This is a genomic window from Micromonospora marina, from assembly GCF_900091565.1.
In the GTDB taxonomy this organism is placed as follows: Bacteria; Actinomycetota; Actinomycetes; order Mycobacteriales; family Micromonosporaceae; genus Micromonospora; species Micromonospora marina.
This window is the reverse complement of record NZ_FMCV01000002.1, coordinates 272,822-298,975: the sequence shown is the minus strand read 5'-3', so window position 1 is coordinate 298,975 and position 26,154 is coordinate 272,822. Positions and strand designations below refer to the sequence as shown.

Genomic DNA, 26,154 nt, shown 5'->3' with positions numbered 1-26,154 from the left:
AAAGCGCGCGCTGAATATGCGTTCAGTCTCCAGCCAAAGACCGAGCGTAACAAGAAGCAGGCGCATTGGCGCAATATGCGCATATGGACATCTAATAGCTGTATCCCGGCCTAAAAGCCATAACATGTTCACCGTCGGATGGGCCGGTGATCGCCGGCTCTGGGGGTCGAACGAAGGGCGAAGGCCATGCGCGGCAACGACTGGCTGTGAAGCGAACTTCCCGGGGCGTCTGAGCGGGCCGTACAGTACGAGCACACGCACCGCTACGAACGAGCGCGGTGGAGGCAGACCACGTGACTCGCACCCACGAACGCGACAATGGGACCGATCGGCGGCTCTTGCTGCTTGTCGGTCTCGTCGTGGTTGCGGCCGCGCTCGTAACACTGGTGAGCATCCGCCTGATCGCCGTAGGCGACCTGGCCACCCAGAAGAACATCACACGTGCGGCCACGATCACCTTTCTCGTAGCCGTGGCCGCGACGGTGAATGTACGAATTCGCATTCGCGCCACCACCCACGGCGTTTCGTGGACCGATGCGGCAACCGTGATCGGGCTGGCAGTCGCACCGGTGCCGTGGGTCGTCATCGCCACCGGCCTGGGTGTCGCGGTCACCCGCCTGATCGGTCGCCTCACCCCGATCAAGCTGGCCTTCGGCGTCGCCAAGGAGATGACGCTGGCCGCGGCCGGAGGACTGGTACTGATCGCCGCAGGCTGGTCCTGGCCCTGGTCAGGACCCATCAGCCGGTCACTGCCTGCCCTGGTGCTGGCCTACGTGACCGTCGTCGTCCTCGATGAGCTGCTCACTTTTCCGGTCCTCGCCTTCGCGACCGGGACACCGATCCGCAAGCGCTTCCGGGAGCAGTGGGATCTCCGGCTGGCGAGCGTGCTCGCCCGCTTCTCGGTGATCCTGTGCACGCTGCTCATCCTCCGGATCGACCCGACCTTCCTGATCGTCGTACCGCCGCTCGTGCTGAGCCTGCATCTCGCGTACTCCAGCCGACTTCGTAACCGCGCCGAGCGGGAGGCCTGGCAACGGTTGGCCCGAACGACAGACGCATTGAACGTAGTCGATCTAAATCACGTACTCACCACAGCTGTCACACAGGCTACCGAGCTGTTCTCCGCCGACGAGGTGGAAATCGAACTACGTGAGGAAGCACTGATGGTGCGCGGCGTCGGAGGAGCCATCACCTACCGCGGCCCTGCCGGCGAACCGAGCTCGATCGACGGTTCGGTACTCACCAACCGCCTTGAGGGCCACGACAAGACGGTCAACGTCGGCGTGCTGCGGCTGCGGTTCGCCGGCCCGGTCGAACTCTCCGAGCGCGAGCAGTACACCCTCCGTACCTTCGCCTCGGCCCTCTGCACCGCGGTCCGCAACGCCCAGGCGTACGCCGAACTCGCCCGCATCGCCGAGGACCACGCCTACGCCGCCACCCACGACGCCCTCACCGGCCTGTCCAACCGGCGGCACCTGCTCGACGAGGGCAGCGCCCAGCTCACCACCCGGCACGCCGACGGCGTCACCGCCCTGGTGCTGATCGACCTCAACCACTTCAAGGAAGTGAACGACACCCTCGGGCACGGCGCCGGCGACCAGGTGCTGATCCAGGTCGCCGAACGGCTGCGCGGCGCGGCCCGCCCCGACGACCTGGTCGCCCGCCTCGGCGGCGACGAGTTCGCCGTACTCCTGCGCGGCCTGCCCGCACCGGCCGTCGCCGCCCACCGCGCCGAGGCCCTGCTCGCGGCGCTGCACGACCCGCTCGACCTCGACGGCATGCGGATCAGCGTGGAGGCCAGCGGCGGCATCGCCGTCGCCCCCGCCACCGGCGGCATGGCGGAACTGCTGCGCCGTGCCGACGTGGCCATGTACCAGGCCAAACGCGCCGGCCAGCGGGTCGCCACCTACGCGCCGGCCCGCGACACCGCCGACCTGAGCCGGCTCACCCTCGGCGGCGAACTGCCCCGCGCCGTCGCCGACCACGAGTTCACAGTCAACTTCCAGCCCATCGTCGACCTGGCCAGCGGCGGGGTGATCGGCGCCGAGGCCCTGGCCCGCTGGCACCACCCCACCCACGGGCTCATCGACCCGCTGCGCTTCCTCGAAGCGGTGGAACGCTCCGGGCTGCTCCCCGCGTTCGCCGAGGCGATCCTCGACCAGGCGCTCATCGCCGCCGGCGCCTGGCGTGACGCCGGCTTCGACCTGCCGGTCTCGGTGAACGTGTCCCCGCGCAGCCTGCTCGACGCCCGCTTCCCCGGCGCGGTGCTGGCCCGGCTGCGCGCCCACGACCTCCCGCCGGACCGGCTCGTGCTGGAACTGACCGAGACACTCACGCTCAGTCAACTCGACGTGGTCGACCGCGTCCTCAGCCGCCTGCGGGACTCCGGCGTCCGGCTGGCACTCGACGACTTCGGCACCGGATACTCGTCGCTCTCCCTGCTCTCCCGAATCCCCGTACACGAGTTGAAGATCGACCGCAGCTTCGTCGGCGCGATGGAGACCGCGCCCGAAGCCGCCGCCGTGATCCGCTCCACCCTCGACCTCGGCCGCAGCCTCGACCTCACAGTGGTCGCCGAAGGCGTGGAGAGCGAACCGCAACGCCGCGCGCTCTGGGAACTCGGCTGCGCCGCCGGGCAGGGTCACCTGTTCGCCCGGCCGCTGCCCGCCGCCGCGCTCCTCGCCGCCCTCCAGCGCGGCCACGGCGGCCGGACCGGCGCGCTCGCACCCGCGCTGCACGACGCCGGCGCCGTCATCCGCCTCCCCGGCCGCCGCGCCGGCCGCACCCGCCCGTCGCCGCCCGCCGCCACCGACGCCCGGCAACCCTGACCCGGCCGGGGCACACCGCCGGTCTGCCACACTGGCCCGCGTGACCGCCCACGCCGACCCGGCAACCCCCGTATCCCGCCGCTGGTCGGCACTCGACGCCGCCGCCGGCGGACTCGCCCTCGACCTGGGCCTCTACGCCGCCGCCTCCGTCTTCGCCGCGGTCACCGCCGCCACCTCCACGCTCCCGCCGCACCGCGCCTGGGGCGCCGTCGCCACCATCGGGTACGCGCTCGCCACACTCGCCGCGACCACTCAACTGCTCGCCCGCCGCCGCGCCCCCGGCACACCACTGGCCGGCCTGCCCGCACGCTGGACCGTCGCCGGTCTCACCTGGGCCGCCACCGCGCTGCTGCCGATCATCACGCAGAGCATCGAACGCGCCGGCGGACGCACCGACCGCGCCCAGGAGGAGGTGCTCGTGGTCGAACACGCCGGCGCCCGCCTCGCCGAACACGGCACCCCCTACCTCGGACCCGACGCCATCGCCGCCCTGCCCCCCGGCGAGCAACTCCTCGGCTACACCCCCTACCAGCCCGGCATGGCGCTGTTCGGGCTGCCCCGAGCCGCCGTCGACACCTGGTGGACCGACTCCCGCGTCTGGTTCGCCGTGGTCACCGCCCTCACCCTCGTCGCCCTCGTCGCTACGCTGCGTGCAAGCGGCGGCCCCGCCGCACCCCGCCGCGACGCCGCCGTCCTGCGCGCCGTCCAGGCCGCTACCGTCCTGCCCGTCTGCGCGCTCACCCTGGCCACCGGCGGCGACGACCTCCCCGTACTCGCGCTCTGCCTCCTCGCCCTCGCGCTCGCCGCCGCCGGACGACCCGGCCGGGCCGGCCTCGCGGTCGGCGCCGCCGGCGCCCTGAAACTCTTCGCCTGGCCGGTCGCCATCGTGCTGATCTGCTGGGCCGCCACCCGCCGGTCCGCGGCCCGCACCGCCCTCGGCGCCGTCGGCCTCCCCGTCCTCGCGCTGGTCCCGGTACTCCTCGTCGACTGCGACGCCCTCGTCGAGAACGTGCTGCGCTTCCCGCTCGGCCACGGCCTCGTCAGCAGCCCCGCCCAGTCACCGTTCCCCGGGCACCTCGTCGCCGAAACACTGCCGGCCGGCCGCACCGTCGCCGCCGCGCTGCTCGTCGCCGCCGGAGGAGCCATCGCCGTCCGGCTGCTGCGCCGCCCGCCCCGCACCGCCGCCGCCACGGCCCTCATCTGCGGGTACGGGCTGCTCGCCGCGATCCTGCTGATGCCCTCCACCCGCTTCGGGTACCTGCTCTACCCGGCCGCCCTGCTCGTGCTCGCCCCCGCGCTGACGCTCACCCGATCGGACGACCCGGCGGCATTCCCGGCAACCACCCCGCGCGATCCGGCCGGAAGGCGTACACCTGAGGGATGACCACCTACCGCGACCGGGCCGAGGCGGGACGCGAACTCGCCGAACGACTGACCGACCTCGCCGGCCGGCCCGACGTCATCGTGCTCGGCCTGGTCCGCGGCGGCGTACCCGTCGCCCGGGTGGTCGCCGACCGGCTCGGCGCGGCACTGGACGTCCTCGTCGTCCGCAAGCTCGGCGTGCCCTGGGCACCCGAGGTCGCGTACGGCGCACTCGGCCCCGGCGGCGTCCAGGTCCTCAACGAGATGGTCGCCGGCCGGATCAGCGAGAACGACCGCGCCCAGGTCCGCCGCCGCGAACAGGCCGAACTGGAACGCCGCGAACAGCGCTACCGCGGCGGCCGGCCACCACTGGACCTCACCGGCCGCACCGCCGTCATCGTCGACGACGGACTCGCCACCGGCGCCACCGCCCGCGCCGCCGTCCAGGTCGCCCGCCACCTCGGCGCCGCCCGCGTCCTGGTCGCCGTCCCGATCGGCTCCGAGCAGGCGTACGACATGCTCGCCGCCGACGCCGACACGGTCGTGAGCTGCCAACTCCCGCACGACTTCGCCGCCGTCGGCGCGTACTACGAGGACTTCCACGAGGTTTCCGACGACGAGGTCACGCAGGCGCTGACCGCCACCGCGTGAGAACACCCGGTACCTTCGTTGTCATGCAGATGACCTGTCCCAAGTGCCGCGGAGAGATGCGCCAGTACGAGCGCAGCGGAGTAGTCATCGACCAGTGTGGCGAGTGCCGGGGCATCTTCCTCGACCGCGGTGAGCTCGAGAAGCTGTTCGATGCCGAAGCCAACTGGAACCGGCAGCACGGCGGCGCACCGCAGCAGGCCGCGCCGGCCGGTGCCGGCTACCCGCCACCCCCGCCGCCGCCCGCCGCCGCGCCGCACCAGCCCGGCTACGGCGCCGTCCCCCCGCCCCCTCCGCCGCCGCCCGGCCACGGCTACGCGCAGCCCGCGTACGGCCACAGCCAGCAGCAGCACTACGGCTACCACGGCCACTACCGGCGCAAGAAGAAGCACGGCTTCCTCGGCGAACTGTTCGACTGACCGCCGACGACGCGCCCGCCGGGCCGGTGCACCGCATCGACCCGGCGCGCTCGTCCCCCCGGCCAGCCCCGCACCCGGACCGGCCGACGTGGACGACGTCAGCTACTGGCGCGCGTCCGCCCCCGGCGACGGGTGCCGCTCACCGACCGGGACCGGCTGGAACTGGGCGAGGCAGCCGGATGGTTCCCGCTGCTCGGTTGAGGCCGCTCAGACGATCGCCATGTCCACGAAGCGCGACAGGTGCAGCTGGGCCGCGACCGTCACCGTGTCGGTCGGCCCGTTCCTGTGCTTGGCGATGATGAAATCCGCCTCGCCCGCCCGCGGCGACTCCTTGTCGTAGTAGTCGTCGCGGTGCAGAAGGATGACTACGTCCGCATCTTGCTCGATCGAGTTGTGCGCGGCAATGCCGTTGGCGATGAAGTTGTGTGTACCGAGCACCGTGGCGTCGTAGACGTCCTTTTCACCCATTGACTCGATCGAAATTATCTCGTCCCAGAAGACGTCGTTCGTCGCGTGCAGGTCAAGATCTGCGGAGTCCAGCACCGCGGCCACCTTTGCGAGACGGGACCGGCTGGGTGCACGCTTCCACATCGCGCTGCCGGAGAACTGGGTGCCGACCGCAGCCGCGAACTCTCGGTGGCTCGTCTTGCGCTCCGCCAGCACCTCCCGAACCCGTGACCACACCTCCTTGGGCACCGTGTCCACGTTCGGGTTGCTGACGACGGATTCGAGGGTCACAAGCAGCGTCGCGCAGCCGTTGGCCCGTGCGCCGTGCACACCGATCTCCCGGAGGAAGCGGAGCTGGTCGTCGCGACCGGAAATGTCCAGGGTGTACTGCGGCCGGTGTCTGGCGACCGGCACCTGTCGCAACCGAGCGGAGATTCCGTAGCGAAGCAGCAGGCGAGAAATGTCCTCCAGCATCCGCCGTGATGTCGAGGAGAAGTGAATCCGTCCGCCCCGACCGGACTTGTCGACGGTTACGGACCCGTCCGTCGCCCAGATGTGTCGCAGGAAGAGCGTGATCTGCTCCTTGGGCAGGCCGAACACCGCCGGTGGTACGAACTTCTCGTGGGACCGCAGCCCGAACAGCCCCAACCCGTCCAACCACTCGGCGATCGGGTTCCGCTGTCCGCGAGCGAGCCGGAAGGGTGCGGGCAGGCGGAGCGTCGTCACTCGGGCGGCCGGGTAGTCGTCTCGCACAGCGTTGATCCCGAAGTGCGTGGCCGCGTCCGTCACGGCCGCCAGGTTCGCCTCGTCGCAGCTGGCGTAGCGGATCGGCTGTCGGCGGACGAACGAACCGCCTCCAAGGAGGTGAGCCAGCATCACCACCTTCGGCTCGGCCCACGGCTGGATGTTCAGCGGCGGCGGAATGTGACGCGGCGCGGCGAGCCGGTTTCCCACCGCGAGTTCCCCCAGCGGCACCCAGCCACGGAACGTAAGGAACGGGTGGTTGGCAGTCGCCTCCACCTGCTTCCCGGAGGCGAGAGTCATCCGGAAGACCTCGCGCGTCCCACTGGGAAAGGCATGCGTGAGCGTTCGAGGGGTGTAGCGGAGGCCCTCGTCAAGCGCCCAGACCGGGATGTCGGTGACCTTCCCGGCCAGGAGTGCTCCGAGAGTGATCTCCGAGTTGTCATCGGCCCGAACGAGTCTGGTGTCAGCCGTCAAGCAGCCCGATTCCCGCAAGTCGGACAGTTGCGGCCGCTTGTCGGTGCGCTGCTCGGGACCACGGTTCAGCTGACTCACCGCGATCACCGGGCATTCGACCTCCTTGGCCAGCAGCTTCAGGCCACGGGACAGGTCCGCGACCTCCTGCTGCCGGCTCTCGGTGCGCTTCGGCGAGGTCATCAGCTGGAGATAGTCGACGACGATCAGCTTCAGGTCGTGCTTCTGCTTGAGCCGCCGCGCCTTCGCCCGGATCTCCATGAGGTTCATGCTCGGCGTGTCGTCGACGAAGAGCGGCGCCTCGCTGATCTCGCCCATGCAGCGGGCCAGCTTGGTCCAGTCGTCGTCGGAGAGCTGCCCGCTGCGGAGGACGTGCAGCGGTACGCGCGCCTCGGCCGAGAGGAGTCGCATGACGATCTCGACCTTGCTCATTTCCAGCGAGAAGATCGCCGACGCCTGGTTGGCGCGGATCGCCGCATTACGGGCGAAGTCCATACTCGCCGTGCTGTTGTGCGTCGGGATCATCGAGCGGCCCGCCAGATACAGGTGGTCGGGATTGTCGACAGTCACGCAACGCACCGCAACGCTCGGCACCCGGCGGACGTCCACGACGAACCGCGAGTGGGAGCGGACGTCCGGGGACGACCGGCGCCGGGCCGCATGGGCGGTCCGCTTCCGCTCCAGCCGGAAGACCGTGTCCGGGGTGGAGAAGTTCAGCGTGTACGCGATCGACGTTTCCTCGGTACTGCCGCGCACCCTGCGCTCGGTCATGGTGCACCGGTAGCCCAGGCTGACGACGAGTTCCCGCACGCCGTCGATCAAGCGCCGCGAGGTGGACGTGTACTGAAGGTTCCCGGTCGGCGCCACCGTGCCGTCGGTGTCCATGAGACCGGCAAGCAACGCCCGGCGCTGGACTTCGGAAGCGCGTAGATAGTCCTGCGGGATGTGCTTGTCGTAGGCCACCCCGACCCGGCGGAGCAGGGCCAGGAAGGAGCCGTTCCGCTCGTGTGTGGGCAGATGCACGCTGTAGACCATGGGCCCGCTCGGGCGTACCAGGAAGCCGTCCCGGGCCACCAGGTCGAGCATCTCCGCGTCCGCGGTGGTGAAGCGGCCGGCCCCGGTGTGCCCGTCGCCGAGCCACACCCCGAGGGTGTACGGCGGGACGGTCAGGTCACGTTCCGGAAGCCGGAGCGGTGCGCAGTTCCGCACGGCGTGGTTGAGACGGCGGTCGGCAGTATCGGTGCGCAGTGTGGCCGCGATCTGCGCCGTCGTGACGATGCCGTCGTGCTCGGCGCGGCTGCCGGCGTTTACCTGCCGTTCCGCTCGGGCGCGGAGGCCGGAGATCGACGCGCTCACCGGGTAGCCCGGCACCGTCCAGTTGTGCGTCTTGCCTTTCCGGGTCACCGGGCGGGCCACCCGGTCGTTCACACCAACCGTCTGCGCCACCGTGTGGGGCACGTTCCGGAATTCCGGGCCGACCTGTTCCAGGGTTTCGGTGAGAGTGACCGGGCGGTGCGGTCCGGCGGATGCGGTCGCCTCGGCCGCCCGTACCTTCGCCGGTGCCGGCTCGGTCCAGTGGTACCGCCGGCGTGCCTCCGCTTGACGGCGGCTGGCCCGGGTCGTGGTCTTCCACAGGTGCTCGCCGTCCGCCACGATGACCGAGCCGTCGGAGAACTCGACCTCGTAGCAGGGGCGGTCGTACATCACGTCGAAGACGTCGGTGATCGTCGTCGGGGTGCCGTCCGCGGCGAGGAGTTGCTCGCCGACGCGCACCTCACCCATTGTGGTCCAGCCCTGCGGGGTGGGCAGCGGGGTGTCGAGTGCGAGCGCCTTACCGAGACCGGGCCGGCCGGCGACGATGATGAGCTGGCCGGCGTGCAGGCCGTTGAGCAGGCGGTCGAGGTCGGTGAAGCCGGTCGGCACACCGGTCATCACCCCGCCCTGGGCGCCGACCGCCTCGATCTCGTCGAGCGTCGGCTGGAGCATGTCGGCCAGGACGGCGAAGTCCTCGCTGACGCGCTTCTCGGTGATCTCGTAGACGGCCTGCTGGGCGAGGTCGACGATGTCGTCGACGTCGCGGCTGCCGCTCGGGCCGGTCCCGTAGCCGAGCTGCACGATCCGGGTGCCGGCCTCGACCAGCCGGCGGAGCACTGCTCGTTCGCCGACGATACGGGCGTAGTAGGCGGCGTTCGCGGCGGTGGGCACGCTGGCGATCAGCGTGTGCAGGTAGGGGGCACCGCCGATCCGGGCGAGGTCGCCGGAGTCGGCTAGCGCGGCCGCCACGGTGATCGGGTCGGCGGGCTCGCCGCGCCCGTAGATGTCCAGGATCGCGTCGAAGATGGTGGCGTGGACCGGGCGGTAGAAGTCGTTGGTCTTCAGGATCTCCACGACGTCCGCGATGGCGTCCTTGGAGAGCAGCATGCCGCCGAGCACGCACTGCTCGGCGGCGACGTCCTGGGGTGGTGTCTTTTCGAACGGCGCATCGCGCGGCGGCGGCTCGGGCGATCCCCCGGTCCGTTCCGCGCGCGTCTCGTCGGTGACCGACACGGGTTCCCCCCTCGCTGCGTCGGATCGAGTCCAGCTGTATCGCCGGGGTACGACAACTCTCCGCCGACCCTCCGGTCGATCGGGGGTCATCGCCCGGCGGTCGGGGGCCAACGATACGGAACCCGAGGTCAGCCGCTCAACAAGGCCGGTGGACGAGCCTCGGGACAACCTGTGGACGCCGGGCGCAGGCATGTGCGCAGGGTGTGCACAGGGGTGTGGAAAAGTGATGGGTAATTGTGGGCTTATCGCCTCCGACCTGGGCTTTTACTATCCCCACCCTGTGGACGGAAGATTCCCGGCCGAGCTTTGTCGTCGGTCGTCCCGTACTATCGCTGCGAAACGGCGACACCTGGGACAGCGGGTTTACTTTCGGGTTGAGAGAGGTCACGCTCCGGCCGTGAGACACCGGGACTGGGGAAGCGGGGAGGACAGCCCGCGCGAGCGACGGCCGAGCGGTTCCTGGGACGAGCCCGTCGGGCCGCGCCGGGTCGACTCGTACGCGCCGGAGGGCTACCGCACGGCGAGCCGACGGCGGGCGATCGAGCGTGGCCAGGACGAACCGGTGGAGACGTACCTTCCCCGCTGGGCCCTGGAGTCCGGGGTGAGTCGCGCGGACGGCGGCGGGCGGCATGCCGCGCCCGACGACGACGAGGTGTACCCGCCGTCCTCAGGCGGTGGCCGACGGGATCTGCGCGCGATCGGTGCGGGTCCGTTGTCGGACCGCACCGCCGAGTGGACGATGGACGCCCCGCAGGAGCGGGGGTACGTGGGCAACCGGCGGGCGGACGAGGACGACGAACCGGTGTCGGGGGCGGCGCCCCGGAGCCGTCCGCGCCGGGCGGCGACGCGCCGCCCGCAGGTGACCTGGTCCGGGCTGCCGGAGTCGGCGGGTACCAGCGAAGGGCCGACTGGTTCGGCCGGTGATCGCCCGGCGGGCCGGCGGCGCCGGTCGGCGTCGGGTTCGTCCTGGCCGCCGCCCGCGGAGTCGGACTCGACCTGGTCCCGGTCGGCGGTGCCGGACAGCGCGTGGACCCGTTCGGGGACGGATGCCGAGTGGCCGGCGTCGTCTTCGGACGCGGGCCGGTCGGCGTCGACGGCCGGGTCGGAGCCGGCCTGGGGACGGGCGACGCCGACCAGGGCGGAGCCGACCTGGGGACGGACGACGCCAACCGAGGCGGAGCCGACCTGGGGACGGACGACGCCAACCGAGGCAGAGCCGACCTGGGGACGGACGACGCCAACCGAGGCAGAGCCGACCTGGGGACGGACGACGCCAACCGAGGCAGAGCCGACCTGGGGACGGACGACGCCAACCGAGGCAGAGCCGACCTGGGGACGGACGACGCCGTCGGACTCGGCGCGGTCGCGGGCGGCGGCGGATCCGTGGCAGCGCCGCCGGGGCGCCGAGCGTGAGCCGGTGGAGCCACCCGCTGTCGATCCGTGGGAGGCGTCGGGCGTGCACGCCTGGGAGCGGCCGGTGCCCGCGAGCCGCTGGGACCGTACGGAGCACACGGGTGAGTGGGACCGGTTCACCGACACCGGTTTCCTGGAGCCGGTGCGGCACGCCGACGGCCGGTACGCGGAGCCAGATCCGTGGGGCCGTTCGGCGCCGCCGGTGCGGGAGGGCTGGGCGTCACCGGCGCGGGCCGAGGCGTTCTGGTCGGGTACCCGGCTGTCCGGTGACGACCCCCGGTGGATGGAGTCGCCGTCGACGGCTCCGCGTTCGCCTGCGGTGGCTTACTCGGCGCCGCGTGCGCGTACGGTGCCGCACCGTCGCCCGGTGGAGCCGGCGGCGTCGACGTTACGGCGGCGGGTGGAGACGATCGGCGGCGGCTCGTGGGGCCGGCGGCTGGAGGACGACCTGCTCGACCCGGATCCGGGTGGTCCATTGCGGCCGCTGTTCTACACGGCGGCCTGCTATCTGGTTCCGGCGGTGCTGCTCGTGGTCGGTCTGCTGTTCCTGAGCGGTCAGCCTCCGGCGGGGTGTGTCACCGACATCACCGGTGGTGGGTGTGACCCGCCGCGTGCGCATGCGCTGGATTCGTTGGTGTCGGCGGCGCCGCGGTTCGGGTTGGCGATGGTGAGCAGTCTGGTGGTGGCGGTGTTGCTGCGGCAGGTCGGGACGACGTGGCGGTCGGCGACCGTGGCGCTGGCGGCGGCGGTGGTGGGTGGTGGCCTGTCCACCGTGGTGATCAGCGCGGTGACGGGTAATCCGCTCGGTTGAGCGGCGAGGATGCGGAAAGGCCCGCACCGGCGACCGGTGCGGGCCTTTCGCGTCGTGCTTCGGGTGTCAGCCCTTGACCACGTTCAGGTCGAACTTGGCGGTCACCTCGGGGTGCAGCCGGATGCTCACCGGGTAGGAGCCGAGCGCCTTGATGTGGCCGGGCAGCTCCAGCCGGCGGCGGTCCAGGGTCGGGCCGCCGGCGGCCTTGACGGCGTCGACGATCTCGGCCGGGGTGACCGAGCCGAAGAGCCGCCCGCCGTCGCCGGCGCGGGCCTTCAGGTTGACCTTCAGACCCTCGACCTGGGTCTTGACCTCGGTGGCGTGGCCGAGGTCGCGGATCTCGCGGGCCGAGCGGGCCCGCTTGATGACCGTGACCTGCTTCTCCGCGCCCTTGGTCCAGGCGATCGCGAAGCCCTGCGGCAGCAGGTAGTTACGGCCGAAGCCGTCCTTGACCTCGACGATGTCGCCCGGAGAGCCGAGGCCGGACACCTCCTGAGTCAGGATGATCTTCATGTCCGTGCCTCCTCTCAGCGGGTCGTGGCCGTGTACGGCAGGAGCGCCATCTCGCGGGCGTTCTTGACCGCACGGGCGATCTGCCGCTGCTGCTGCGACGTGACGCCGGTCACCCGCCGAGCGCGGATCTTGCCGCGGTCGGAGATGAACTTGCGCAGCAGCGCGGTGTCCTTGTAATCGATGTAGGTGATCCCGTCCTTGTCGAGCGGGTTCACCTTCTTCTTCGGCTTGCGCAGTGCCGCAGCCTTAGCCATTGCTCGTGCTCCTGGTTTGCGATCGCGGGCGCTCGGCGCCATCAGAACGGAGGCTCCTCGTCGAAGTTTCCGCCCGAACCACCGCGGGAGGGGGCCGGGGCAGCAGAGGCCCAGGGGTCGTCGAAGTTGCCTCCGCCGCCGCCCTGGCCGCCACCACCACCGAAGCCGCCGCCACCGCCACCGGAGCGGGACATCTTCTGCACCTTCGCCGTGGCGTAGCGCAGCGACGGGCCGATCTCGTCGACCTCCAGCTCGATGACGGTGCGCTTCTCACCCTCGCGGGTCTCGTACGACCGCTGGCGCAGTCGGCCGGACACGATCACGCGAGCGCCGCGCTGCAGCGACTCGGCGACGTTCTCGGCGGCCTGGCGCCAGACCGTGCACGAGAGGAACAGCGGCTCGCCGTCCTTCCACTCGCCGGAGGCCTTGTCCATGAAGCGGGGCGTCGAAGCGACCCGGAACTTGGCGACCGCCGCACCGGAGGGGGTGAATCGCAACTCGGGGTCATCGGTCAGGTTGCCGATGACCGTGATGGTGGTGTCTCCTGCCATGACCATCTCCTCGCGCACTCATCTTTGTGCCGTTGAGGCTCTCAGAGCCGTACGACAGCGTGGATGAGGCTTGTGATCCGGACGTGCCGGGTCTAGATGCTCAGCGCATCTCCGGGCGGATGACCTTGGTGCGCAGCACCGACTCGTTGAGTCGGAGCTGACGGTCCAGCTCGCCAACGGCCTCCGGCGTCGCCTGGAGGTCGATGACGGCGTAGATGCCCTCGGCCTTCTTGTTGATCTCGTACGCGAGGCGCCGGCGGCCCCACACGTCGGTCTTCTCCACCGAGCCACCCGCGGTCCGGATCACGTTCAGGTACGTGTCGAGCGACGGGGCGACGGTGCGCTCCTCGAGGCTGGGGTCGAGGATCACCATGACTTCGTAATGACGCAAGACGTGCTCACCTCCTGTGGGCTAAGCGGCCACGGTCCTTCCGTGGCAGGAGGTCGTGCGTCGTTGCCCGCGCCGCTGCCGGGGGAACCCGGCCGGACACGCGGACAACCGGACCAGGATAGCCGGTCCGGACGATCATGGCCGGGCGGGCGGCCCCGGTGTGCCGGGTGCGGCGACAGGGGCCCACCTCCGGCGAGCCGGCAGGTGGACCCCTGTCCACGGGACCGCGGGGCGTCCCGTCCGCATTCCTTGGGTGGGACCTGGGGAGGAACGACCACACCGATGAGGTTGGATCGAAGACGCCCCGCGGAGCTTTATCGTGTTGTCACCTGGTCTGACCATACAATGGCTCTCGTCACCACTTGGGGTAAATGGAGGAATTGGTCCTACTGCCGGTCTCCCGTACCGGGTGACGAGTGGATCCCGCCCCGCAGTGCCGGGCCGCACGGCGGGGCGTCCCGTTTCCGGGGGTCCACCCTCGCCCGTCCGTGCTGTGGACCACGTGCGGGCGGAGCGTCGACCATCGATCCCACCTCGGACAACGACCGCCGGGCCGGGTGGTGACGCGTCCGACCCGCCGGGCGCCTCCCGCGAGCGCGCCGACCGTCGCAGGCGCGACGTAGGCTGCCCTGCATGCGAATCGGAGCCCACGTCGATCCGACCGACCCGCTGGCCGAGGCGACCGCCCGGCAGGCCGAGGCGGTCCAGTTCTTCCTGGCCGACCCGCAGGGCTGGAAGGCCCCGAAGCCGCGCGAGGACGCCGAGCGCCTTCGTTCCGCCGACGTCGACCTCTACGTGCACGCGCCGTACGTGATCAACGTGGCCACGCTGAACAACCGGATCCGCATCCCCAGCCGCAAGCTGCTGCTCGCCCACGCCACCGCCGCGGCCGACGTCGGGGCCAGGGGGCTGATCGTGCACGGCGGCCACGTCAACGCCGGCCACGACGTCGCCGTCGGCTTCGACAACTGGCGCAAGACCTTCGCGTACGCGGCTGACTCCGGCGGCTTCCCGCTGCCGGTGCTGATCGAGAACACCGCCGGTGGCGACAACGCCTGCGCCCGGCACCTCGACTCCCTGGCCCGGCTCTGGGACGCGCTCGGCGACCACGAGGTCGGCTTCTGCCTGGACACCTGCCACGCGTACGCGGGCGGCGAGGAACTGCTGGGCCTGGTCGACCGGGTGAAGGCGATCACCGGCCGGATCGACCTGGTCCACGCGAACAACTCCAAGGGCGCGTTCAACTCCGGTCAGGACCGGCACGACAACCTGACCGGCGGCACCATCGACCCGGAGCTGCTGGTGGCGGTGATCCGCGCGGCCGGCGCGCCGGTGATCGTGGAGACCCCCGGCGGCGTCGAGGGCCAGGCGGCCGACATCGCGTTCCTGCGCGGGCAGTTGGGCGCGACGGCGTGACGACCGACCAGTCCGGCAAGGCAGGCGACGGCAAGGCAGGCCACGGCAAGGCCGAGTCGACCGGCACGGCGGACACCGGCAAGGCGGACGCCGGTCCCGAGGCCGGCACCGCGGACGAGTCCGCCGACAAGGGTGACGCCCCGACGAAGGGCGGCGACGGCGCAGACGCCGCCGCCGAGAAGGCCGCGAGCGCAGACGAGAACACCACGGGTACGGCCGGCGACGAGCCCGCCGATCCCTGGTCCGCGTTCGGGCCCGCGCCGGAGCCGGTGCTCGGCCGGGCCCGCCGCTGCGTCCGCGCGGTCGGCCGGTTCCTGGTGCACGAGTGGACGCTCGCCGCCCTCGCCGCGCTGGCGCTGGCTGCGGCGATGACCTGGCCCACGCTGCGCTATCCGCGGCACACGCTGCCGCAGGACTACTGGGATCCGAGCCTGCAGGCGTGGCAGATGGCGTGGTCCGGGCACATCCTGCGGACCGACCCGGCGATGCTGTGGCACGCGAACTCGTTCTATCCGGAGAACTGGAGCTTCGCCTTCTCCGACACGCTCCTCGGGTACGCCCCGGCCGGCCTGATCGGGGTCGGCCCGGAGCACGCCGTGCTGCGCTACAACATCATGTTCGTGTTGGCGCACGCGCTGGCCGCGTTCGGCGCGTACGTGCTGGCCCGGCAGCTCGGCGCGGGCCGCATCGGCGGCGCGGTGGCGGGGGCGAGCTTCGCCTACGCGCCGTGGCTGCTGGCCCAGGCCGGGCACCTGCACATCCTCTCAAACGGCGGCATCCCGCTGGCGCTGGCCATGCTGGCCCGAGGTCACGGCTGGTCGTTGCGGTACGGCTACCGGCCGCGCCGCCGGCACGCGGGCTGGGCGTTCGCCGGGTGGCTGGTGGCCGCGTGGCAGCTCAGCCTGGGGTTCGGCATCGGGCTGCCGTTCGCGTACATGCTGGCCGGGACCGGCCTGGTCGCGGTGGTGCTGTGGTTCGTGCGGCGGCGCCGGGTGAAGCGACCGTTCGGCCGGCGGCTGTTCCTGGCCGACCTGTTCGGTGGGCTCGTCTTCGCCGCGGTGGGCGCGGCGCTGGCCGTGCCGTACTTCACGGTTGCCGAGCTGCACCCGAACGCGGAGCGGACGCTCGGGGACATCGGTCTCTACTCGCCGCCGGCGAGCGGGTTCTTCACCGCGCCCGCCGAGTCGCGGGTCTGGGGCGGGCTGCACGAGGGCGCCCGCGCCGTGTTGCCCTGGCACCCGGAGATGACGCTGCTGCCGGGTTTCGTGCTCTACGCGCTCGCCGCCGGTGGCCTGTTCTTCTCGGTCTGGCGGATCCGGCACCGGATCTTCCTGCTCGCCGGCGTGCTCGTGACGATGGCGCTGGCGATGGGGACGCGGTTCTTCGGCGGCCGGTTCACCTACGCGCCGCTCTTCGACTACCTGCCGGGGTGGAGCGGGCTGCGCACGCCGGGCCGGATGATGCTGTGGACCACGCTGCTGCTGGGTCTGCTCGCGGCCGGCGCGGTCACCGCGTTCTGCATGCGGGTACGCGAGCTGGCCGCCGAGCGGGTGCCGCCGTGGCCGGGCCCGTGGCTGCGCCTGGCCACCCTGCTGCCGCTGGCGCTGGTCCTCGTGGAAGGGCTGAATGCCACACCGCAGCCGGTGGTGCCGCGGCAGCCGGCGGCGATGCGGACCGTGGACGGCCCGATGCTGGTGCTGCCGAGCAGCCAGAACCTCGACCAGCCGGTGATGCTCTGGTCCACCGACCGGTTCCAGCCGATGGTAAACGGCGGCAGCGGTTTCACGCCGCGTTCGCAGGCCCAAATCCGCGAGGCGACAGTCAGCTTTCCGGACTACGCGAGCGTCGACTACCTGCGGCAGATCGGCGTGAAGAACGTGGTGGTGTTGCGCGACGAGCTGGCGGGCACCCCGTGGGAGGGGATGCTCGACCGGCCGGTCGACACGCCGGGCGTGACCCGGGAGCAGGTCGGCGAGGCGGTCGTGTTCCGGCTGTAGACCGGGGAGACGACCGCCCCGGTCACACCGAGACGGGTTCGGCGGGCCGTTCGGCGGCGCGCGCCCGCCAGCGCTGGTGCCAGGGCGCGTCGGGCGCGCCGTCGAGCACGCCGCCGTCCGGGTCGTCGGCGTAGGTGTGCCGGACCGCGTCCAGTTCGGGCCGCATGATGTCCCGGATCACGAACCCGCAGAGCACCGCCACGGTGATCAGGCGCAGGCTCGACGCCAGCACGAAGACGCCCTCGGGGAAGACCGGCCGGGACATGGCCGTGCCGAGCAGTTCGCCGTAGAACGCGGCGAAGTAGCCGGCTTCGGCGACCTGCCAGGCCAGGAACGCGCCCCAGCGCGGCCGGGCGAGCACCGCGAGCGGCAGCAGCCAGAGCACGAACTGCTGGGACCACACCTTGCTGAAGATGAGGAACGCGGCGACCACCAGGAAGGCGAGCTGGGCCAGCCGGGGGCGGCGCGGCGCGAGCAGCGCCAGCCCGGCCACGCCGAGGCAGGCCAGGCCGAACAGCAGGTACGACAGCCAGTTGAGGGTGGGAATGTTCGCGTTGAGCCACTCGAAGGGCCCGAGTTCACCGGGTGCGGACGGGCTGATCCGGCCGTCCAGGTAGCGGCCGATGTACCAGAGCGTGCCCCAGTCGATCGGGCGTGTGGTGTTCAGGTCGAAGAAGCGTTCCCAGTTCTCCCGGTACGGGATCGCCACCGGCAGGTTCACCGCCACGAGCGTCACCAGCGCGGTCGCCGTGGCGACGAGCCCGGCCGCGATCTTGCCGGTGCGCAACGCGAGGACCAGGATCGGGCCGAGGAGGAACAGCGGCCACATCTTGGCCGCGCCGCCCAGGCCGATGAGGACGCCTGCCACGCCGGGCAGTAGCAGCGCGTACCGGTCGGGCCGGGCGCGCGCCCAGGCCAGCAGGCCGAACGCGGCCAGGCCGATGGCGAGCAGGTCCCAGTTGACGGTGGCGGTGAGCACGAGCGCCGGGGACAACGCGAACAACGCGGCGTCCCAGGGTCGTCGTCGGCGCAGGCTGAGGATCACCGCGACGGTGGCGACCGCGAGCGCGCCGAGCACCAGCGCGTTGAGGTTGTAGAACCACTGGCCCTGGTTGATGCCGGGGTTGTCGGCGCCGAGGGCGTGCACGGGCAGGCCGAGCGCGCCCATGAAGTAGCCGGTCAGCACCGGGTACTCCACCGGGTGGTCGGCGTAGGGGACCTTGCCCTCGTTGAGCCCTTCGGCGTAGTAGAGCGCCAGCACGTCGGTGTAGCACATCCGGGTGTACTGGATGTTGTTCTGCCAGGCGCCGTCCTGGCAGGGCGACTTCTGCACCCAGTGCAGGGCCAGCGTCAGGCACACCAGGGCCAGCACGATCCGGCTCGCGGTCCAGAACCGGCTCTCCCGGCCGGCGGGCCGATCCAGGGCGACGGCGTGGTCGCCGAGCGGCCCGCCGATCAGACCGGAGGTGCCCCGGACGAACCAGTCCGAGCGGGACGGGTGGTCCGCCGTCTCCCCGGATCGTGGCGCCGCCTCGGACGCGCCGGGCTCATCGATGCCTGCGGGCGACTGGGTGCTCATGGAGAGGCATCCTGCCGTACAGCGGGGGTCGCCGTCCCGTCGCGCGCGGAGAAATTCCGGTACGCGAAACGCGGCGGCGGCCGGACCGCTCGGGTCCGGCCGCCGCCGTCGGGTGGTGTGCGTCAGTTCTGTCGTGTCGGTGGTGTGCTCGGTAGCAGCCCGCCGCCACCGCCTCCACCGGGACGTCCGCCGCCGCCGGGGTTGTCGCCCCTCTGGTCGCCGCCGCCGGGCGTGCCACCGGGGCAGAACAGGCCCAGCGGGTCGCAGTTCGGGCCGCCCGGCTGACCGGGCTCGGTCGGCGGCGGCGCGGGCGCCTCGCCGTTGCCGGTGTCGTCCTCGCCGACGTTCGCGGCCGGCGGGAACTCCTCCTTGTCCTCGCCCTTGAGCGCGTCGTTCATGAAGCGCTGGAAGATGTCACCCGGCATCCGGGCGCCGCTGATGTCCCGGCCGTCCTTGTACTTGATCGCCTTGCGGTCCTTGACGTTGCCGACCCAGACCGCGGTGGCGAGCTGAGGTGTGTAGCCGATCATCCAGGCGTCACCGTTGGCTGTCGTCTTGTCGCCGAGTTCCCAGGTGCCGGTCTTCTCGGCGACCTGCCGGCCGTCCTCGAGCTTCTTGTTGATCTGGCCCGGATACTGCTTCAGCACGGAGGTGACGTCGGCGACGATGTCCGGGTCAATCCGTTCCTGCCCATTGAGCTGCTCCCCGCCGAGCGTGTCCCACTTGCCGGTGTCCGGGTTCTGCTTCTCCACCTTCCGGACGAAGTGCGCCTTGTGGTAGACGCCCTGGTTGGCGAAGGTGGCAACGCCGTTGGCGTGGTCGAGCACGGTGATCGGGTACTGCCCGTAGCCGAGGACGTGGAAGAACGGCGACGGCGCGAGGTCCTTCGGGTCGGCCTTGGTCAGGTCGTGCGCCTTGGCCGGGTTGGTGTCGGTCTGCCACATGGTGGTGACGCCGGCCTGCTTGGCCATGTCGAGCACCTTGTCCGGGCCGATCTGCTCGGTGATGTAGTAGAACGGCACGTTCAGCGACTTCAGCGTCGAGAGCTCCAGTGTGCAGGAGTTTCGGCAGGAGACCTTGTCCGCGCCGGCGTTGCTGACCTTGAACTCGGTGCCCTTCGGCGTGAACCCCTCGCCCTTCCACCGGGACTTGAGCGAGATGCCTTCCTTGAGCGCCGCGGCGAGGGTGTAGATCTTGAAGCTCGAACCCGGCGAGTGCCCGCCGCTGACCACGCCGTTGTCGACGTTCTTCCCGGCGTAGTCGGTGCCGGTGCCGTTGTCACCGCCGTAGTAGGCGAGCACCCGGCCGTTCTGCGGATCGATGGCCACCACGGCGGCCATCAGGTTCGACGGCTGGCCGGCAAGCTCGGAGCCCTTCTTGGCCCGCTGGGCCGCGGCGAGCGCCGCCTCCTGCATCTTCCGGTTGATCGTCGTGGTGATCTTGTAGCCGCCGCGGCTCAGTGCCTTGGCGCACAGCGGCTTCTTCTCGGTCGCCTCGGCCTCGTTGTCGGTGCAGAGCTTCATCTCGCGCAGTTCCTGCGAGACGTAGTTGACGATGTTGCCGTACGGGGTGTCGATGCCGAAGCCGCCGCCGCTGTTCTTCGTCGGCTTCGCGATGTTCTTCGGGTACTCGGTGGGGTGCGCCGGCGTGTTCGGCGCATCAAGCCACTTCTCCGTGATCATGCCGTTGATCACGTAGTTCCACCGGTCCAGCGCGGCGGTCGGGTTGATCGCCGGGTCGTAGCCCTGATGGGTGGCGCTCGGCTCCGGCTGCTTGATCAGTGCCGCCAGCACCGCGGCCTCCGCCACGGTCAGCTTGTCGACGTTCTTCTTGAAGTACGTCTGCGACGCCGCCTGGATGCCGTACGCGCCGCGGCCGAAGTAGATGACGTTCAGGTAGTGCTGCATGATCACGCGCTTGTCGTACTTGTCGTTCAGCTTGGAGGCGAGGATCGCCTCCTTCACCTTGCGGCCGTACGTGTCCTGGTTCAGGTTCTCGAACGCGTTGCGCGCGTACTGCTGGGTGATGGTCGAGGCGCCCTGCTTGTCGCCGCCGGTGAGGTTGTTCCACGCGGCGCGGGCGATGCCCTTGTAGTCCACACCGGAGTGCTTGTAGAAGTTCCGGTCCTCCGCCGCGGCGACCGCGTGCTGGACGTGCTCCGGGATCTGGTCGATGGTGACGAGCTGGCGGTTCTGGTCGCCGATCCGGGCGATGGCGGTCTTGCCGGTCGAGTCGTAGATGGTGGTCGACAGCGGCGGGATGGTGTCCTGCGGGAGCACCACCTTGGTGGAGTACCAGGTGAAACTCACCACACCGATGCCGGCGAGCATGATGAACACGGCGAAGCCGGCGATCAGCATGTTGATCCGGCGGCGCTTCTTCGCCCGCGCCGGGTCCTCGCCGCGGCCACGCCGGCCGGGACCGGCCGGACCGCCGGGACCACCGGGGCCGCCACCGGCGGCGCCGGGCACCCGGGCGCGGCCACCGACAGCTGCCGCGCCCACGCTCGCGCGTCCACCCACGCTCGCCCGCCCGCCTACCGCCGCCGCGCCCACGCTCGCCGCGCCCACCGAGGCGCGTCCCGCCGGAGCCGCCGGGGACACGGGCACCGACGCCCGGCCGGCGCCCGCGCGTCCGGAGGCGCCGGGTGCCGGGGAGACCGGCACCGACGCCCGGCCGGCGCCGGCGCGTCCGGAGGCGCCGGGTGCCGGAGAGACGGGCACCGAGGCGCGGCCGCCTGTGCCGGCCCGGCCCACCGGGGCCGAGCCGGCCGCTGCGCGCGGTACCGGAGCGGCGCCGCCGACCGAAGCCCGGCCACCCGCGCCGTACGGTGACACGGAGGCGCGCGCCGAGGCGCCGCCCTCCGCCGCGCCGGACCAACCGTTCCCACCCCAGTTCCCTTCGGAACCGGGGTCGCCGTTCGGGCCCGGGATCTGGGCCCGCCCACGCGAAGAACTGGGATCGCCGTAGTTCATTCCTCACACCCTGCCGGTCGCGGTGGGACGCGGGGGCGCCGCCACCGGGTTGCCGTGAGCTGGAACACGGGACGTTACCCGCCGGCGGTACCGGCGCGCGCCCGTCAAATCCGATCTATTCGGACTATTTACGCTTGAAAGCTGTCGATCCTGCCGCCCGGGGAATGGGCCGGCAGCGATCGGGACAGCCGCGTTCACCGTTGCGCCTCTCGCCTTCGCCGAGGGGTGGAGCCGTTGGCCGCGACCGACTCGCCCGCGCCCTCCGCCTCGCCCGCGAGACCGTCCCGGCCGAGCAGGAACTGCTCGACGAGATGGTTCCAGTCGCAGCCGGGGCAGACCTCCACCACGAACACCTGGAACTCACGCAGCGTCATGGCCAGGACGGGCAACTCGGCCCGGGTACGCGCCTGGCCGGCCGACTGCTTGAGTTCGTCACCGTAAATGTAGTGGACGTGGATCAGGTTCTCGCTGCGGCAGATCGGGCAGCGGTGGTCGGTCGGCTCGCCGTGGAAACGAGCAGCGTTCTTCAGGTACGGCGAGGCGTCGCAGACGTCGTACGTGCCGATCCGCCCGGCGAGGAGTTCGCGCAGCACAGCCCGCTTCTGAAGCGAGTAGTCGACGACCTGGCGAGACGTACGCATGCGGCAAAGGGTACGCGCTCCCGCGGACCCAGGCGACCATGGTCACGATGCGTGATGGACGCGTCGCACAAGCAGGGGTTTGCCCCACCCTCACCTCTCCGCTAACGTGCGATGTATCGGTCCGATACATCGCGGTGGTTAGTGCTCCGCGCAGGGGGAAAGTAGGGATGGCCCGTGCTCGAACTCGCCGTCCTCGGCCTCCTGCAGGAGGCGCCGATGCACGGCTACGAGCTGCGCAAGGAGCTGACCGCCAAGCTCGGCGCCATCCGGGCGGCGATCAGCTACGGCTCGCTCTACCCGACCCTGCGCCGGCTGCAGGCGGCGGGATGGATCACCGAAGCCGCCGAGACACCCGCGACCGCCGAGGAGGTTCCCGCGCTGACCAGCCGACGCGGTCGGGTGGTCTACACCATCACCGCGGAGGGCAAGGAACGCTTCGCCCAGCTCATAGCGCAGGCTGGACCCGAGACGTACGACGACACGGGCTTCGGCGTGCACTTCGCGTTCTTCGCCCGGACCGACCAGGCCACCCGGCTCCGGATCCTGGAAGGTCGTCGTCGCAAGATCGAGGAACGTCGCGAAGGTCTTCGTGACGTGCTCGGCCGGGCAGCCGAGCGACTCGACGCGTACACCCTGGAACTGCAACGCCACGGGCTCGACGCCTGTGAGCGCGAGGTCCGCTGGCTGGAGGAGCTCATCGCCAACGAGCGCTCCGGCCGGGCCCCGGCCGACCCGCGACCCGGGACGGCCGGTGGCCGAGGAGACAACGACAGCCCGCCCACGCCTGGAACGTCCAGGACAGAGCGGCCGTGATGAAGAAGAAGGAGGCAGACGCTATGGGCTCCGTCCGCGTCGCCATCGTCGGTGTGGGTAACTGCGCCTCGTCGCTCGTACAGGGCGTGGAGTACTACCGGAACGCCGACCCGAACGACCGCGTCCCGGGTCTCATGCACGTCACCTTCGGCGACTACCACGTCTCGGACGTGAAGTTCGTCGCGGCGTTCGACGTGGACGCCAAGAAGGTGGGCATGGACCTCGCGGAGGCGATCGTCGCCAGCGAGAACAACACGATCAAGCTCTGCGACGTGCCGCCGACCGGCGTCACCGTGCAGCGCGGCCCGACCTACGACGGTCTCGGTCAGTACTACCGCGAGATCGTCGAGGAGTCGGACGCCAAGCCGGTCGACGTGGCGCAGGCGCTGCGCGACGCGCAGGTCGACGTGGTCGTCTCCTACCTCCCGGTGGGCTCCGAGGAGGCCGACAAGTTCTACGCCCAGGCCGCGATCGACGCCGGCTGCGCGTTCGTGAACGCCCTGCCGGTCTTCATCGCCTCCGACCCGGAGTGGGCGAAGAAGTTCACCGACGCCGGTCTGCCGATCGTCGGCGACGACATCAAGAGCCAGGTCGGCGCCACCATCGTGCACCGCGCCCTGGCGAAGCTCTTCGAGGACCGCGGGGTCGAGCTGCTGCGCACGTACCAGCTCAACTTCGGCGGCAACATGGACTTCATGAACATGCTGGAGCGCAACCGCCTGGTCTCGAAGAAGATCTCGAAGACCCAGTCGGTGACGTCCCAGATCCCGCACGAGATGAGCAAGAGCGACGTGCACATCGGCCCGTCCGACCACGTGCCGTGGCTGGACGACCGCAAGTGGGCGTACATCCGCCTGGAGGGCCGCTCCTTCGGTGACACCCCGCTGAACGCGGAGCTGAAGCTCGAGGTGTGGGACTCGCCGAACTCGGCCGGTGTCATCATCGACGCCGTCCGCGCCGCGAAGATCGCGCTGGACCGGAAGATCGGCGGCCCGATCCTCTCCGCCTCCTCGTACTTCATGAAGTCCCCGCCGGAGCAGTACGCCGACCACGATGCGCACGCCGCCGTCGAGGCGTTCATCGCCGGCGAGATCGAGCGCTGACGCGCCGTACCAGCACAAGGAGGAAGGCCGGGTCCGCGCGGACCCGGCCTTCCTCCTTCGCGTACGTCAGGACCAGGCTCGCCGCAGCGCCACCGACGCCTCCATCTCCAGCAGCGTCACCTTGCGCGGCAGCCCGCCACCGAAGCCGACCAGCTTGCCGCCCGCGCCGACGATCCGGTGACAGGGCACGATCACCGGCACCGGATTGCGGTTGCAGGCCACCCCGACCGCCCGCGCGCCTCCCGGGTCACCGACCGCCTTCGCCACCTCGCCGTACGTGCTCGTCTCCCCGTACGGGATGCGGGTCATCTCCCGCCACACCGCGCGCTCGAACTCCGAGCCGCGGGGCGCCGACACCGGCACCGTGAACTCGGTCAGCTCGCCGGCGAAGTACGCCCGCAGCTCCGCCACCGCCAACCGGGCCACCGCGTCGCCGGGCTCGCCGGACGCCCCGTCCACCCGGCCGAAGTGCGCGCCGCGCACCGCGTCGTCGTCGGTGCCGACGGAGAACTCCCCGATCGGTGAGTCGAGCACGGTCCAGCGCATGTCACCCATTGTGGCGCGGCGGGCAAAGATTTCCCCGCCCCGAGCGTCTGGAGATGCGGAGGTGCACGGTGGCAGAGGTCGACGGGGAGTTCACCGCGTTCGTCAACGAGCGGGGAGCGGCCCTGCTGCGGGTCGCGTACGCGCTGGCCGGCAGCCAGCACGCGGCGGAGGATCTGCTGCAGAACGCGCTGGCCAAGGCGTACGTCCGGTGGCCACGGATCCACGGCGACGCGGAGCCCTACGTGAAGCGGATCCTCTACCACGACCAGGTCTCCGGCTGGCGGCGGCGGGCGCGGCGGGCGGAGGTGCCGGTGGCCGAGCTGCCGGAGCGACCGGCCGCCGGCGACGACAGCGACCTGCGGCTGCTGGTACGCGACGCGCTACGGGCACTGCCGCCCCGCCAGCGCGCCGTGCTCACCCTGCGCTATCTGGAGGACCTGAGCGTCGAGCAGACGGCCGCGCTGCTCGGCTGCCGCCCCGGCACCGTGGCCAGCCAGAGCACCAAGGCGCTGGCCCGGCTCCGGAAGCTGGTACCGGGACTCGACGGGCTGACGAACCGGACGGAGGTGACCCGATGAGCACGTCACTGGACGAGACGCTCCGGACGGCCGTACACGATCTCGCCGACGGCGCCGCGCCCGCGCCGGACCTGGCGTCGCGCGCACTCGGCCGGGGCCGCCGGCTGCGCCGTCGCAGGCGTGCGGGCGCGGCGGCTGCCGCGCTCGTCGCAGTGGTCGCCGTGACCCTGCCGTTCGTCCTGCTCCGTCCGCGTCCCACCCCGCCGCCGACCGCGCCGGTCACCGTCGCCCCGTCGCCGGTCGTCCGGTCGGCGCCCGGACCGGACTGGGCGGACGGGCCGCTGGTGCTGCCCGGCGACTGGGTGGTCACCGGCACGCGGGCGCGGACCGGCGCCGCCGGACCGTCGTACCTGCTCGACCGGGGACGCGGCCGGTACGTCGGCAACGCCCGCTACGACGCCGTCCTGCCCGCGCCCGCCGGTTCGCTGGTGGCGGTTTGGGACGACGACCGGCCCCGGCAGGTCGGCCTGGTCGACCTGGCCCGGGGAACCACCAGCTGGCACGAGCCGGGCCGCGCGCTCGGCTCGCCGAACTGGTCGCCGGACGGCCGCCGCCTGCTATTCACCAGTCAGCGGGTCGGTCAATCCGGTTTCGTCGTGCTGAGCGCCGACGGCACCACGCGATCCCACGCCGTCGACACCACCCGCTACCCCTGCACCGACTACTGCTTCTTCCTCTGGACCCGGGACGGGCGGGAGGTGCTGCTCCAGCAGACCGACCTGAGCCGTCCCCGGTCCGAGTCGGCCCGGCACCTGCGGCGGGGCGTCCAGTTCTTCGCCGCCGACAGCGGCCGGCCCACCCGGTTCGAGCCGCTGCCGGGCGACCCGGCCGGGCCGTGGGCCTGGTCACCCGACGGGAAACTGGTGGCGGTGCAGGGGCAGACGGAGCCGCTGCTCGTGGAGGCGGCGACCGGCCGGGTGGTGAACCCGCTGCCGGTGGCCGACGTCGTCTGGGTCGGTGACGAGCGCCTGCTCTACCGGCGGCCGTACGGGTCGCGAGACTTCGTGCTCGCCGACACCACCGGCCGCGAACTCGTGCGTCAGCCGCTGCCGGAGGACTTCTCCCTCGCCGAGGTGACGATCGCGCCGCGCTGACCCGCCGCTGAAC

At 71.3% G+C, this 26,154-nt stretch carries 20 protein-coding genes; 11 read left to right on the top strand and 9 right to left on the bottom strand.

Annotated elements, in window-relative coordinates; genetic code table 11:
* Nucleotides 1-293: 293 nt before the first annotated feature.
* Genes GA0070215_RS03955 through GA0070215_RS03940 form a run of 4 tightly spaced genes read left to right on the top strand, consistent with a single transcriptional unit; the run spans nucleotide 294 to nucleotide 5,257 of the window.
* Nucleotides 294-2,828 (top strand): putative bifunctional diguanylate cyclase/phosphodiesterase, encoded by a 2,535-nt coding sequence (locus tag GA0070215_RS03955; protein ID WP_091042146.1) that lies wholly within the window; start codon nucleotides 294-296, stop codon nucleotides 2,826-2,828.
* Nucleotides 2,829-2,868: 40 nt separating this feature from the next.
* Nucleotides 2,869-4,212 (top strand): glycosyltransferase 87 family protein, encoded by a 1,344-nt coding sequence (locus GA0070215_RS03950; protein WP_091041841.1) that lies wholly within the window; start codon nucleotides 2,869-2,871, stop codon nucleotides 4,210-4,212.
* Complete coding sequence (locus tag GA0070215_RS03945; RefSeq protein WP_091041837.1) at nucleotides 4,209-4,841, top strand: phosphoribosyltransferase; 633 nt, start codon at nucleotides 4,209-4,211, stop codon at nucleotides 4,839-4,841. Before GA0070215_RS03950 ends, GA0070215_RS03945 begins: the two co-directional genes overlap by 4 nt.
* Nucleotides 4,842-4,864: 23 nt before the next feature.
* On the top strand, nucleotides 4,865-5,257 hold the full coding sequence (locus GA0070215_RS03940; protein ID WP_026268397.1) for a TFIIB-type zinc ribbon-containing protein: 393 nt from the start codon (nucleotides 4,865-4,867) through the stop codon (nucleotides 5,255-5,257).
* 207 nt (nucleotides 5,258-5,464) lie between these two features.
* On the opposite strand, the gene GA0070215_RS03935 is transcribed toward GA0070215_RS03940, so the two are convergent.
* Entirely contained in the window at nucleotides 5,465-9,556 is a 4,092-nt protein-coding gene (locus tag GA0070215_RS03935; RefSeq protein WP_341844947.1) for a replicative DNA helicase, read from the bottom strand.
* A 1,327-nt stretch (nucleotides 9,557-10,883) separates the two neighbouring features.
* On the opposite strand from GA0070215_RS03935, the gene GA0070215_RS28855 reads away from it, so the two are divergent.
* Entirely contained in the window at nucleotides 10,884-11,690 is an 807-nt protein-coding gene (locus tag GA0070215_RS28855; protein ID WP_244166845.1) for a hypothetical protein, read from the top strand.
* A gap of 66 nt (nucleotides 11,691-11,756) precedes the next feature.
* Here the strand turns inward: GA0070215_RS28855 and rplI are convergent, their stop codons facing one another.
* From rplI to rpsF, 4 genes are all read right to left on the bottom strand, one after another.
* Nucleotides 11,757-12,203 (bottom strand): 50S ribosomal protein L9, encoded by a 447-nt coding sequence (gene rplI / locus GA0070215_RS03925; protein ID WP_018788496.1) that lies wholly within the window; start codon nucleotides 12,201-12,203, stop codon nucleotides 11,757-11,759.
* Between the two features lie 14 nt (nucleotides 12,204-12,217).
* Nucleotides 12,218-12,457, bottom strand: coding sequence for a 30S ribosomal protein S18 (gene rpsR, locus GA0070215_RS03920; protein ID WP_013289355.1), 240 nt, complete (start codon nucleotides 12,455-12,457; stop codon nucleotides 12,218-12,220).
* A gap of 41 nt (nucleotides 12,458-12,498) precedes the next feature.
* On the bottom strand, nucleotides 12,499-13,026 hold the full coding sequence (locus GA0070215_RS03915) for a single-stranded DNA-binding protein (RefSeq protein WP_018788497.1): 528 nt from the start codon (nucleotides 13,024-13,026) through the stop codon (nucleotides 12,499-12,501).
* Between the two features lie 82 nt (nucleotides 13,027-13,108).
* Complete coding sequence (rpsF, locus tag GA0070215_RS03910) at nucleotides 13,109-13,399, bottom strand: 30S ribosomal protein S6 (RefSeq protein WP_013289357.1); 291 nt, start codon at nucleotides 13,397-13,399, stop codon at nucleotides 13,109-13,111.
* A 633-nt stretch (nucleotides 13,400-14,032) separates the two neighbouring features.
* On the opposite strand from rpsF, the gene GA0070215_RS03905 reads away from it, so the two are divergent.
* Nucleotides 14,033-14,815 carry a deoxyribonuclease IV gene (locus GA0070215_RS03905; RefSeq protein WP_018788499.1) on the top strand — a complete coding sequence of 261 codons (783 nt, stop codon included), beginning with the start codon at nucleotides 14,033-14,035 and terminating at the stop codon, nucleotides 14,813-14,815.
* A complete protein-coding gene (locus GA0070215_RS03900; RefSeq protein ID WP_091041826.1) occupies nucleotides 14,812-16,812 on the top strand; it encodes an ABC transporter permease in 2,001 nt (666 codons plus the stop codon). Before GA0070215_RS03905 ends, GA0070215_RS03900 begins: the two co-directional genes overlap by 4 nt.
* Before the next feature lie 22 nt (nucleotides 16,813-16,834).
* On the opposite strand, the gene GA0070215_RS03895 is transcribed toward GA0070215_RS03900, so the two are convergent.
* From GA0070215_RS03895 to GA0070215_RS03885, 3 genes are all read right to left on the bottom strand, one after another.
* The gene (locus GA0070215_RS03895) at nucleotides 16,835-18,391 is read right to left on the bottom strand and encodes a glycosyltransferase family 87 protein (protein ID WP_091041823.1); all 1,557 of its coding nucleotides are present in this window, start codon (nucleotides 18,389-18,391) and stop codon (nucleotides 16,835-16,837) included.
* Nucleotides 18,392-18,513: 122 nt separating this feature from the next.
* Nucleotides 18,514-21,366 (bottom strand): transglycosylase domain-containing protein, encoded by a 2,853-nt coding sequence (locus GA0070215_RS03890; RefSeq protein ID WP_091041819.1) that lies wholly within the window; start codon nucleotides 21,364-21,366, stop codon nucleotides 18,514-18,516.
* Nucleotides 21,367-21,560: 194 nt separating this feature from the next.
* The gene (locus tag GA0070215_RS03885) at nucleotides 21,561-22,007 is read right to left on the bottom strand and encodes a DUF5318 domain-containing protein (RefSeq protein WP_091041816.1); all 447 of its coding nucleotides are present in this window, start codon (nucleotides 22,005-22,007) and stop codon (nucleotides 21,561-21,563) included.
* Between the two features lie 174 nt (nucleotides 22,008-22,181).
* Here GA0070215_RS03885 and GA0070215_RS03880 point away from each other — a divergent pair, with 174 nt between their 5' ends.
* Both GA0070215_RS03880 and GA0070215_RS03875 read left to right on the top strand, forming a co-directional pair.
* Nucleotides 22,182-22,820 (top strand): PadR family transcriptional regulator, encoded by a 639-nt coding sequence (locus GA0070215_RS03880; RefSeq protein ID WP_018788504.1) that lies wholly within the window; start codon nucleotides 22,182-22,184, stop codon nucleotides 22,818-22,820.
* Between the two features lie 23 nt (nucleotides 22,821-22,843).
* Nucleotides 22,844-23,923, top strand: a complete 1,080-nt coding sequence (locus GA0070215_RS03875) for an inositol-3-phosphate synthase (RefSeq protein WP_018788505.1) — start codon at nucleotides 22,844-22,846, stop codon at nucleotides 23,921-23,923.
* A 66-nt stretch (nucleotides 23,924-23,989) separates the two neighbouring features.
* On the opposite strand, the gene GA0070215_RS03870 is transcribed toward GA0070215_RS03875, so the two are convergent.
* Nucleotides 23,990-24,469: a methylated-DNA--[protein]-cysteine S-methyltransferase gene (locus tag GA0070215_RS03870; RefSeq protein WP_026268622.1), complete on the bottom strand. Its 480-nt coding sequence runs from the start codon at nucleotides 24,467-24,469 to the stop codon at nucleotides 23,990-23,992.
* Between the two features lie 68 nt (nucleotides 24,470-24,537).
* On the opposite strand from GA0070215_RS03870, the gene GA0070215_RS03865 reads away from it, so the two are divergent.
* Both GA0070215_RS03865 and GA0070215_RS03860 read left to right on the top strand, forming a co-directional pair.
* Nucleotides 24,538-25,047: a SigE family RNA polymerase sigma factor gene (locus GA0070215_RS03865; RefSeq protein WP_026268623.1), complete on the top strand. Its 510-nt coding sequence runs from the start codon at nucleotides 24,538-24,540 to the stop codon at nucleotides 25,045-25,047.
* Nucleotides 25,044-26,141 carry a TolB family protein gene (locus GA0070215_RS03860; RefSeq protein WP_026268624.1) on the top strand — a complete coding sequence of 366 codons (1,098 nt, stop codon included), beginning with the start codon at nucleotides 25,044-25,046 and terminating at the stop codon, nucleotides 26,139-26,141. Before GA0070215_RS03865 ends, GA0070215_RS03860 begins: the two co-directional genes overlap by 4 nt.
* The last annotated feature ends 13 nt before the right edge of the window (nucleotides 26,142-26,154 follow it).